Here is a 10565-nt window from a genome sequence, read left to right on the forward strand (position 1 = left end):
GCGCGCCGCCAGCGACGCCGTCGTCCTGGGGTTGAGGCTGCGCGCCGGCGTCGACCCCGAGGCCTTCGGCCGCCGCTTCGGCCTGGCGCTGGAGGAAGCCTTCCCCGGCGCCGTGCGCCGGGCGCTGGCCAGCGGGCTGGCCGAGCTCCGCGGGGGGAGGCTCCGCCTGACCGAGGAGGGGTGCTTCCTCGCCCACCGGGTGATGGTGGAGTTCCTGCCGCCGGCCTCTTAGCACTCGCGATCCGCGAGTGCTAAACTCGGGGCTGAACCATGAGGTGGTGGCCGTGCGGGAACGGAGCCAGCAGATCCTGAAGGCCATCGTACGCGACTACGTGCGCAGCGCCGAGCCCGTGGCCTCGCGCACCGTCGCGAGGAAGTACCTGGCGGGCCTCAGCCCGGCCACCGTACGCAACGAGATGGCCGACCTGGAGGAGGCCGGCTTCCTCGAGCAGCCGCACACCTCCGCCGGCCGCGTCCCCTCCGACAAGGGCTACCGCTACTTCGTCGACTATCTGCTGGACCCGCCCGAGGAGCCGGCCCCCAGCCTGATCGAAGAGCAGGCGGCCTCGCTCCTGGAACTGCGGGCGCGCCGGGTGGAGGCGTTGATGCAGGAGGCGGCGCGGGTGCTGGCCGAGATGACCGACTGCCTCTCGGTGGTGACGGCGCCCCAGCTGGAGCGCCTCCGCCTGCAGGCCGTCCACCTGCTGCCCGCCGAGGGCGGGCGGGCGCTCCTGATCCTGGTCAGCGAGGAGGGCGTGGTCGACCACCGCCTGGTCGACCTGGGCGAGGGGGCGGCGGCCGGCCCCGGGGAGCTGGAGACGCTCTCCGCCCTGCTGACGCGGGCGCTGGCCGGGCTCACCCTGCGCGAGATCTCGGGCGGCCTCCTGCGCCACCTGGAGAACGAGGTGGGTCGCTTCGGGCGCGTCCTGGAGGCGCTTCTGGAGACGCTGGAGGAGGAGGAGAAGGGGCCGGGCGGCCTGCGCATCATCCTGCACGGGGCCCGCGTCCTCTTCCAGCAGCCGGAGTTCCGCGACGCGGGCATGGTGCAGATCCTCCTGGACCTGCTGGAGCAGGAGGATCTGCTGGCGGGCCTGCTGGAGGCCGGCGCCTGGATGCCCCAGCACGGGGTGAGCGTGGCCATCGGCCGCGAGCTGCCGCTGGTGACGGTGCGCCACTTCAGCATGGTGAGCGCGCCCTACGGCGCCGGCGGCACCCCCCTGGGGCGCGTCGGGGTGGTGGGCCCGCGGCGGATGGACTATGCCATGGTGATGATGGCCGTCGACGAGGTGACGCGGCGGCTGGAGTCGGCGCTGGAACGGATGTTCTGACTGCTGACGCGGCGCGGGCGGCCCCGTCGCCCGCGCCCAACGGCAGGCTCGCGGCCCGCGGCAGGCGCGGGCCGCGCTGCGCGAGACGGGGGCGGGGCGCAGCTCGAGGGCGGCCGCCGGCCCGGAGAGAGCGAGGACGGGGTGAGGATGGAGGAGCAGGAGAAGCGGGAGGAGCGCGAGGAACGCGACGAGGAGGCCGGCGCCGGCCGGCCCGGGGACGCGGAGGAGGCGCGGGAGGAGGCGGCCGGGGAGGAGGCGCTCCGGCGCGAGCTGGAGCAGGCCCGCGCCCTGGCGGCAGAATACCTGGAGACCGCCCAGCGGCTGAAGGCCGACTTCGACAACTACCGCCGGCGGATGTTCCAGGAGCAGGCGCGCTGGAAGGCCGACGGCGTGGCGGAGGCGGTGGCCGAGCTGCTGCCCGTGGCCGACAACCTGGAGCGGGCGCTGGCCGCCGGCGGGGAGAACGCCGCCGCGCTCCGCCAGGGCGTGGAGCTGACGCTCCGCCAGCTGCGCGAGGCGCTCGGGCGCCTGGGCGTGGAGGCGGTGGAGAGCGTCGGCCACCCCTTCGATCCGTCCGTCCACGAGGCGGTGCAGCGGGTGGAGGGGAGCGGGCGCCCCGAGGGCGAGGTGGTCGGGGAGATCCGCAAGGGTTACCGCATGCGCGAACGGCTTCTGCGGCCGGCGCTGGTGGCGGTGGCGGCGGGCGCCGAGGCGCCCGCGGGCCGGGCCGCCACGGCGGGCGGCGGGGAGACGGCCGCCGGCGACGGGGAGAGCACGGAGGGGGAGGCGTGAAAAGCGTGGGCAAGGTGATCGGCATCGATCTGGGCACGACCAACTCGGTGGTGGCCGTCATGGAGGGCGGCGACCCCGTGGTGATCACCAACGCCGAAGGGAGCCGGCTGACCCCCTCGGTGGTGGCCTTCACCAAGGCCGGCGAGCGCCTGGTCGGGCAGCTGGCCAAGCGGCAGGCGGTCACCAACCCGGAGCGGACGGTCTACTCCATCAAACGCTTCATGGGCCGGACCTACGAGGAGACGGCGGAGGAGCGCGCCCGCGTCCCCTATCGCGTCGAGCGCGGGCCCAACGGCGACACGCGCGTGCGCATCGACGACAAGCTCTACTCGCCGCAGGAGATCTCGGCCATGATCCTGCAGAAGCTGAAGGCGGACGCCGAGGCCTACCTGGGCGAGAAGGTGAGCCAGGCGGTGATCACCGTGCCCGCCTACTTCAACGACAGCCAGCGGCAGGCGACCAAGGACGCCGGCCGCATCGCGGGTCTGGAGGTGCTGCGCATCATCAACGAGCCCACGGCCTCCGCCCTGGCCTACGGGCTCGACAAGCAGGGCAACCAGACCATCCTGGTCTTCGACCTGGGCGGCGGCACCTTCGACGTCTCGCTGCTGGAGGTGGGCGAGGGCGTCTTCGAGGTGAAGGCGACCGCGGGCAACAACCACCTGGGCGGGGACGATTTCGACCAGCGCATCATCGACTGGCTGGTGCAGGAGTTCCGGCGCGAGCACGGGATCGACCTGTCCAAGGACCGGACGGCGCTCCAGCGGCTGAAGGAGGCGGCGGAGCGGGCGAAGATCGAGCTCTCCAGCGCCACCACCACCTCCATCAACCTGCCCTTCATCACCGCCGGGCCCGAGGGGCCGCTCCACCTGGACACCACGCTGACGCGAGCCCGCTTCGAGGAGCTGACCGCCGACCTGGTCGAGGCGACCATGGGCCCGGTGGAGCAGGCGCTCTCCGACGCCGGCCTGCGCCCCGAGCAGATCGACAAGGTGCTCCTGGTCGGCGGCTCCACGCGCATTCCTGCGGTGCAGGAGGCGGTCCGCCGCCGCTTCGGCAAGGAGCCCTTCAAGGGGATCAACCCCGACGAGGTGGTGGCGGTGGGCGCCGCCATCCAGGCCGGCGTCCTGGCGGGCGAGGTGAAGGACGTCCTCCTGCTGGACGTGACGCCGCTCACCCTGGGCATCGAGACGCTGGGCGGGGTGATGACGCCCATCATCGAGAGGAACACCACCATCCCCACGTCCAAGAGCCAGGTCTTCTCCACGGCGGCCGACGGCCAGACGCAGGTGGAGATCCACGTGCTTCAGGGCGAGCGGAAGATGGCCGCGGACAACAAGAGCCTGGGCCGCTTCCTGCTCGACGGCATCCCGCCGGCGCCGCGCGGCGTGCCGCAGATCGAGGTGACCTTCGACATCGACGTCAACGGTATCCTGAAGGTGTCGGCCAAGGACCGGGGCACCGGCCGCGAGCAGCACATCACCATCCAGGCCTCCTCCAACCTGAGCGAGGAGGAGATCCAGCGGATGGTCCGCGAGGCGGAGGCGCACGCCGAGGAGGACCGCCGCCGCAAGGAGCTGGCCGACGCCCGGAACGCGGCCGACGGGGCCGCCTACGCGGCGGAGAAGACGCTCCGCGACCTGGGTGAGAAGGTCCCCGCCGACGAGGCCTCGCGCGTGCGGGAGAAGATCGAGGCGGTGAGAAAGGCCCAGTCGGGCGAGGACCTGGAGGCGATCCGCCGCGCCACCGAGGAGCTGAACCAGGCGCTGATGGCGATCGGCGCCCGCCTCTACCAGCAGGGGGAGGCGGCGACGGGCGGCAACCAGGCCACTGGAACCGAAGGGGGTCCCACCGTCGACACGGAGGGTCGCTGATCCATGACGGACCGCGACTACTACGAGGTGCTGGGCGTCGGCCCGAACGCCTCGCAGGAGGAGATCAAGGCCGCCTTTCGGCGTCTGGCGCGCCGCTACCACCCGGACGCCCATCCGGACGATCCGGAGGCGGAGGCCAAGTTCAAGGAGATCAACGAGGCCTACCAGGTCCTCGGCGACCCCGAGAAGCGCGCCCAGTACGACCGCTTCGGCCACGCCGCCTTCCGGCCCGGGGCGGGGGCGGAGGGCGGCGCCGGCGGGGGTTTCGGCGGCTTCGGCGTCGACTTCGACGACCTGGGGCTGGGCGACATCTTCGAGAGCTTCTTCGGCGGCGGCCCCCGCCGCCGGGCCGGCCCGGAGCGCGGTCGCGACGTGGTGGTGGAGGCGACGGTCGACTTCCACACCGCCTTCTTCGGAGGCTGGCAGGAGGTCGAGGTGGTGCGCGAGGAGAGCTGCCCGACCTGCGGGGGCAGCGGGGCGGCGCCCGGGACGGGACCGGTCCGCTGTCCCCGCTGCGGCGGCCGGGGCCAGGTGCGCAGCGCCCGCCAGACGCCCTTCGGCTCCTTCGTGGTCTCCAGCACCTGCCCGCAGTGCGGCGGGCGCGGCACCGTCATCGAGCGCCCCTGCCCGACCTGCGGCGGCCGGGGGACAGCCCGCCGGAGGAAGTCCATCCGCGTCCGGATCCCCGAGGGGGCGGAGGAGGGCGTCCGCCTGCGCGTGGCCGGCGAGGGCGAGGCGGGCCGTGCGGGAGGCCCGCCGGGCGATCTGCTGGTGCTGCTCCACGTCCGGCCCGACCCGCGCTGGCGGCGCTCGGGCGCCGACGTGCTGCTCACCCTCCCCATCCACTACGCGCAGGCGGTGCTGGGCGACGAGGTCGAGGTGGAGGGGCCGCGCGGGACGGAGCGCTTGCACATTCCGCCCGGAACGCCCTCGGGGACCGAGTTCCGCATCCGCGGCAAGGGCGCGCGGCGGCTCGACCAGGGCGGATTCGGCGACCTGCGCGTGCGGGTGGAGATCCGCGTGCCGAAGGAGGTCGGCGAGGAGGAACGAAGCCTCCTCCAGCGCCTGGCCGAGCTGGAGGGCCGGCGGCTCTCCGGTCGCGACGAGCGGGGCTTCGTGCGGCGCATGCGCGACGCCCTGAACATGTAGCCGCCGGCGGGGCGCGCCGTCGCACCCGCCGGGAGGCCGCCGGACAGGCGGCGGGTGGTGCCCGTGGACTACATCGAGGTGCGCCTCACCGTACCCCCCGAGGCGCTGGAGGCGGTGGCCAACCTGCTCAACGAGCAGGGTTCGGGCGGCGTGGCCATCGACGACGAGCGGGAGGCGACGTTGCGCGCCTACTTCCCCGACGACGAGCGGCTGGAGGAGCGGCTGCGGGCGATCCGCGGGGCGCTCAGCGACCTGGTCGCCTTCTTCCCGGGCATGGCCGAGTGGCGCGAGGAGCGGCGGCGCGTCCGCGAGGAGGACTGGGCCAACGCCTGGCGCCAGTTCTACCACGCCACCCACGTGGGCCGGCGGCTGGTGGTGGTCCCCACCTGGGAGAGCTACCAGCCCGGCCTGGAAGACGTGGTCATCCGCATGGACCCCGGCATGGCCTTCGGCACCGGCACCCATCCCTCCACGGCGCTGGCCATGCGCTGGATCGAGACGGTCCTGGGCGACGAGCCGGGACCCAGGCCGCCTGCCGGCGACGTGCTGGACGTGGGCACCGGCTCGGGCATCCTGGCCATCGCCGTCGCCCTGCTGGACCCGCACCGGCGGGTGCGGGCCCTGGACATCGACCCCGTGGCGGTGCGCGTGGCGCGCCACAACGTGGAGGAGAACGGCGTGGGCGACCGGGTCCGGGTCGAGCTGGGCGAGGCGGGCCGCGAGCCGCCCGCCGCCTACGCCCTCCTCCTGGCCAACCTGACCGCCGACCTGCTGGTGGAGAACGCGCCCCACTTCGCGCGCCTGCTGCAGCCGGGGGGCCTGCTCATCGCCTCCGGTATCGTCGACGTCTACGCGGACGAGGTCCGCCGCCAGCTGACCGCCGAGGGCCTCGTCTGGGAGGGCGTGCGCAGCGAGAGCGGGTGGGTGGCTCCGCTTCTGGCCAAGGCCGCCGCCCCTCAGAGCCCGTCCGGTTCCCAGGGATAGACGATCCACTCCTCCAGGACCTGGTCGTAGTAGTCGGGCGCCTCGCCGGGGAAGAGGGAGCGGGAGGGCTTGTAGTGGAGGACCGCCACCTCGGGCCGTCCGCCGGCGGCCAGAACCCGCTCCTTCACCGCCATCACCGTCCGCCCGGTGTCCCAGACGTCGTCCACCACCAGGATCCGCTTCCCCTTCAGGAAGGGGTCTGGCGGAAACTGGAGAAAGACCGGCTGCTCGCCGTGGTGGTCGACGTCGTCGTAGAAGAGGACCGCCGCCACCAGGATGTTGCGCATGCCGGTCTTCTCGCTGATCAGGCAGGCCGGCACCATGCCGCCGCGCGTCACCACCAGGAGCGCGTCGTAGTCCGAGGGCAGCCTCCGCACCAGGCGGTCGACCGCCTCGGCCACCGACTCCCACGTGAGGCGGACCTTGCGGATGGCGTCGCCCGAGCTGCTCGGCAAGGGGCTTCCACTCCCTGGACGGGGATGATTGGTCCCAGCATAGCACGGCCGAAGCGGCCGCCGGGAAGGCCCGCGCGGGCCGCGGTCGGGCGGTGGACGCCCGGCGGCCGCGCGGGCTACGCTGGGGAGCGACGAAGGCGGAGGGAGGCCGGGATGGAGGCGAGCGAGGCGAGGGAGGACGCGGGCCGGGTGGCGCTCCGGACGCTGGGCTGCAAGGTCAACCAGTACGACGGGGAGGCGCTCCTGGAGCGCTTCCGGCGCGCTGGCTACCGCGTCGTCCCCTTCGAGGAGGAGGCCGAGGTCTACCTCGTCAACACCTGCACGGTGACCGCCGAGAGCGACCGGAAGTCGCGCCAGCTGATCCGCCGCGCCCACCGGCGCAACCCCGACGCGGTGGTGGTGGTGGCCGGCTGCTATGCCCAGGTGGCGCGCGGCGAGGTGGCCGGCCTGCCGGGCGTCGGCGTGGTGCTGGGAAATCAGGCCCGGGAACGGGTGGTGGAGCTGGCGGAGTCCGTCCGCGCCGGCGGTCGACCGGTCTCGGCCGTGCGCGACATCTTCGCCGAGCGGCGCTTCGACGACCTGGCCGTGGAGGCCTTCACCGGCCGGACGCGGGCGCCGCTCAAGATCCAGGAAGGCTGCAACGAGTTCTGCACCTACTGCATCATCCCTTACGCCCGGGGCGGCCTCCGCTCGCGCAGCCTGGAGTCGATCCGGCGCGAGGCGGAGCGCCTCCTGGCCGCCGGCTTCCGCGAGCTGGTACTGACCGGCGTCCACATCGGCGCCTGGGGCCGGGACCTGCCCGGCCGGCCGCGGCTCGCCGAGGTGGTGCGCATGCTGGGCGGGCTGCCCGGCCTCGACCGCCTGCGGCTCTCCTCCATCGAGCCGATGGACGTCGACGACGAGCTGCTGGAGGCGATGGCGTCGACACCGGCCTTCTGCCACCATCTCCACCTGCCGCTCCAGGCGGGCTCGGACGCCGTCCTCCGGCGCATGCGGCGCCGCTACACGAGGGCCGAGTATGCGCGCATCGTAGAGCGGGCACGACGGCTGATGCCCGACGTCGGGTTGAGCACGGACGTAATCGCAGGCTTCCCCGGCGAGAGCGGGGAGGAGTTCGAGGAAGGGTACCGCTTCCTGGAGGCGATGGGCTTCGAGCGGCTCCACGTCTTCCCCTACTCGGCGAGGAGGGGGACGCCGGCGGCCGCCTTCCCCGACCAGGTGCCCGAGAGCGTCAAGCGCCACCGGGTCGAGCGGCTGCTCGAGCTGGGTGCACGGTTGGCAGCGGCGGCGCGGCGCTCCTGGATCGGCCGCGAGGTCGAGGTGCTGGTGGAGGACGAGCCGGCGCGGGAGGGCTGGATGGAGGGGCTGACGCCCGGCTACCTGCGCGTCCTCCTGCCCGGCGGCCGCGAGCTGGCCAACCGGCTCATCCGCGTCCGCCTGGTGGGCGAGGAGGGCGAGGCGCTGGTCGGGGAGCCCGTGGACCGGCGCGCATAGAATCTTCCGAAAGAGGGCCGGCCGCCGCGGGCCGGCCGGCTGGGGGCGAAGAGGGTGGCGTCAGGCCAGGCGGGGGCACGGAGACTGCGGGTGGCGGTTCTCTTCGGCGGGCGCTCGGCGGAGCATGAGGTCTCCGTCCGCTCGGCGGCGACGGTCATCGCCGCCCTGGACCCCGCGCGCTTCGAGGCGGTGCCGGTGGCCATCTCGCGCGACGGGCGCTGGCGGCAGCTGCCGCCGGGCGCGCTGGGGCGGGTCGGGGCGGGCGATCCCGAGCGCCTCCTGCCCTTGCTCGGCGCCTGGGCGGCCGGGGAGGAGAAGGCGGCCGAGGACGGCGAGGTGCGGGACGGCGAGCCGCGGGGCGGGAGCGTCGCCCTCCTGCCCGCGGCGGGGGCGGGCCTGCTGGAGCCCGCCGCCGGAGCCGGCCGCTCGGGGGTGGAGCCGGGCAGCTGGGACGTGGTCTTCCCGGTGCTGCACGGGCCCTTCGGCGAGGACGGCTCCATCCAGGGGCTGCTGGAGGTGGCGGGCCTGCCCTACGTGGGCGCCGGCGTGGCCGCCTCGGCGGTGGCCATGGACAAGGCGCTGGCCAAGGACGTGCTGCGGGCGCACGGCCTGCCGGTGCTGCCCTTCCTCCTGGTCCGCCGCGACGAGCCTTTCGAGGACGTGGCGGCGCGGGTGGAGGCGGCGCTGGGCTACCCCGTCTTCGTCAAGCCGGCCAACCTGGGCTCCAGCGTCGGCGTCTCGCGCGTGGGCGGCCGGGAGGCGTTGCGGGCGGCGCTGGCCCGGGCGGGCCGCTACGACACGCGCCTCCTGGTGGAGCGGGCCATCCCGGCGCGCGAGATCGAATGCTCCGTGCTGGGCAACGCCGAGCCCGAGGCGTCGCTCCCCGGCGAGGTGGTACCGCACCGGGACTTCTACGACTACCGGGCGAAGTACCTGGAGGAAGGAAGCGCGCTCCTCATCCCCGCCCCCCTCGCCCCCCCCGCGCGAGAGCGCGTCCGGCGGCTGGCCGTGGAGGCCTACCGGGCGCTGGGCTGCGAGGGGATGGCGCGGGTGGACTTCCTCCTCCACCGGGAGACGGGCGAGCTTTATGTCAGCGAGCTGAACACCATCCCCGGCTTCACCTCCATCAGCATGTACCCCAAACTCTGGGAGGCCAGCGGGCTGCCGCTGCCGCGGCTGGTGGAGCGGCTGATCGAGCTGGCCCTGGAGCGGCACGCGCTGCGCGCCTCGCTCGACCTCTACCCGGATCCGGGGGAGCAGGCCGGGCCGGAGTAGGCCGGGCCGCGCTCCCGCCGCGCGCTACCCGAGGCGAGCCCGGCTGTGCCGCACGGCGAGCACGACGCCCGCCGCCACCGCCGCCAGCGCCGCCCACGGCAGGACGTAGGCGACCAGCACGAAGAGCGCCTGCAGCGAGGCGAGGAGCGCGCCGAGGACCGGCGCCAGGATCGCGCCGACGCCGGCGGGCGCGTCCGACGGGCGGGCGCCGCGCGCCGCCAGCGTGATCTGGACGGTGGCGAGGGTGGCCATACGGTCGAGCGACCGCTGCTCCTGAGTGAGCGAGTCGATCTGGGCCTGGACGTCGCCCAGCGCCTTCTGGATCTGGAGGACCTGGCCGATGTCGCCGGTGCGGGCGTAGAGCTGCTCGTAGGCGGCCGCCTCCGACCGGAGCGCGCGGATGCGGGCGTCGAGGTCGATCATCTGCTGCGTCACGTCGCGCCCCGACTGGCTCTCCGAGGTCACCTCGCCCAGCTGGCGGACCGCCGCCAGGAAGCCCTGCAGCGACCCGCTGGGCACGCGCACGGTGAGCGTCGCCGCGTCGCTCAGCGTGGAGGACTCGACGTAGCCCCCCTGGGCTTGCGCCAGTTGGCCGACGCGCGCGAACGCCTGGCCGACGTCGGCCACCGCGAGCGCGAGGCTCACCTGCCGGACCACCTTCCGCTCGGCGAGGTCGACCGGCGCCTCGGCCGCGGCCGCCTCCGGCTGGGCGCCGGTCGCCGGAGCCGCGCCGGAGGCCGATCCGGCCGTGGCAGCCGGCGCGCCCGGGCCCGCCTGGGCGGCTGCCGCCGTTGTCGCCGCCTGGCTGCCCCGGACCTGCACGGGGCGCGCCGAGAGCAGAGCGGGCGCCGGCGACGGGCGCACGACGAGGCTGAGCCCGACCATCACCAGGAAGAGTCCCGCCAGCACCCCCGCCACCCAGGCGACCAGGCGCGACCAGGCGACCCCGCCGCGCCCCGCGACACCCTCCATCCCGCTCGCCTCCCTTCCCTTCGTGCTGGTGAGACGACGGGCGGGGGTTGCGGGTTCCTGCCGACGGCGGGGCTCCGTCGCCGTCCCCCCGGGGGGCTCCCCGGGCCCGGAGAGCCGGGTGCGCGCCTCCCGGCGAAAGCCCTGTTCGCCGGAGCGAAGTCCGCTATAATCAAGCCTACCGGAAGGTAGCGAGGGCGCCGCGGGACGGGGCCCGTCGGAGGCCCCGACGCCCGCCCTCCGCC

General features: G+C 74.4%; 10 protein-coding genes. 8 read left to right on the plus strand and 2 right to left on the minus strand.

What is annotated here, in order from left to right:
* The 6 genes from K6U79_09265 to prmA form a co-directional block, all read left to right on the plus strand.
* On the plus strand, positions 1–232 hold a 232-nt coding region (locus K6U79_09265; protein MCL6522541.1), incomplete at its 5' end, for a coproporphyrinogen III oxidase family protein.
* A 52-nt stretch (positions 233–284) separates the two neighbouring features.
* Positions 285–1328, plus strand: coding sequence for a heat-inducible transcriptional repressor HrcA (hrcA, locus tag K6U79_09270; GenBank protein MCL6522542.1), 1044 nt, complete (start codon positions 285–287; stop codon positions 1326–1328).
* A gap of 147 nt (positions 1329–1475) precedes the next feature.
* Complete coding sequence (gene grpE / locus K6U79_09275; protein ID MCL6522543.1) at positions 1476–2120, plus strand: nucleotide exchange factor GrpE; 645 nt, start codon at positions 1476–1478, stop codon at positions 2118–2120.
* Positions 2121–2125: 5 nt separating this feature from the next.
* On the plus strand, positions 2126–3994 hold the full coding sequence (dnaK, locus tag K6U79_09280; GenBank protein ID MCL6522544.1) for a molecular chaperone DnaK: 1869 nt from the start codon (positions 2126–2128) through the stop codon (positions 3992–3994).
* A gap of 3 nt (positions 3995–3997) precedes the next feature.
* The gene (gene dnaJ, locus K6U79_09285; protein MCL6522545.1) at positions 3998–5143 is read left to right on the plus strand and encodes a molecular chaperone DnaJ; all 1146 of its coding nucleotides are present in this window, start codon (positions 3998–4000) and stop codon (positions 5141–5143) included.
* Positions 5144–5200: 57 nt separating this feature from the next.
* Positions 5201–6127, plus strand: coding sequence for a 50S ribosomal protein L11 methyltransferase (gene prmA, locus K6U79_09290; GenBank protein ID MCL6522546.1), 927 nt, complete (start codon positions 5201–5203; stop codon positions 6125–6127).
* On the opposite strand, the gene K6U79_09295 is transcribed toward prmA, so the two are convergent.
* Positions 6100–6558: a phosphoribosyltransferase gene (locus tag K6U79_09295; protein MCL6522547.1), complete on the minus strand. Its 459-nt coding sequence runs from the start codon at positions 6556–6558 to the stop codon at positions 6100–6102. The two genes, prmA and K6U79_09295, sit on opposite strands and share 28 nt — an antisense overlap.
* A gap of 177 nt (positions 6559–6735) precedes the next feature.
* Between K6U79_09295 and mtaB the strand changes: the two genes are divergently transcribed.
* Complete coding sequence (gene mtaB, locus K6U79_09300; GenBank protein ID MCL6522548.1) at positions 6736–8076, plus strand: tRNA (N(6)-L-threonylcarbamoyladenosine(37)-C(2))-methylthiotransferase MtaB; 1341 nt, start codon at positions 6736–6738, stop codon at positions 8074–8076.
* Between the two features lie 54 nt (positions 8077–8130).
* Entirely contained in the window at positions 8131–9351 is a 1221-nt protein-coding gene (locus tag K6U79_09305) for a D-alanine--D-alanine ligase (protein MCL6522549.1), read from the plus strand.
* Between the two features lie 24 nt (positions 9352–9375).
* On the opposite strand, the gene K6U79_09310 is transcribed toward K6U79_09305, so the two are convergent.
* Positions 9376–10323 (minus strand): DUF4349 domain-containing protein, encoded by a 948-nt coding sequence (locus K6U79_09310; GenBank protein MCL6522550.1) that lies wholly within the window; start codon positions 10321–10323, stop codon positions 9376–9378.
* Between the last annotated feature and the right edge of the window lie 242 nt (positions 10324–10565).

This window comes from Bacillota bacterium, assembly GCA_023511835.1.
In the GTDB taxonomy this organism is placed as follows: Bacteria; Bacillota; Sulfobacillia; order JAIMAT01; family JAIMAT01; genus JAIMAT01.

Excerpts from the sequence above, each read along its gene's own strand:
- K6U79_09310 (MCL6522550.1), bottom strand. The coding sequence starts at position 10,323 with ATGGAGGGTGTCGCGGGGCGCGGCGGGGTCGCCTGGTCGCGCCTGGTC.
- grpE (MCL6522543.1), top strand. The coding sequence starts at position 1,476 with ATGGAGGAGCAGGAGAAGCGGGAGGAGCGCGAGGAACGCGACGAGGAG.
- dnaJ (MCL6522545.1), top strand. The coding sequence starts at position 3,998 with ATGACGGACCGCGACTACTACGAGGTGCTGGGCGTCGGCCCGAACGCC.
- mtaB (MCL6522548.1), top strand. The coding sequence starts at position 6,736 with ATGGAGGCGAGCGAGGCGAGGGAGGACGCGGGCCGGGTGGCGCTCCGG.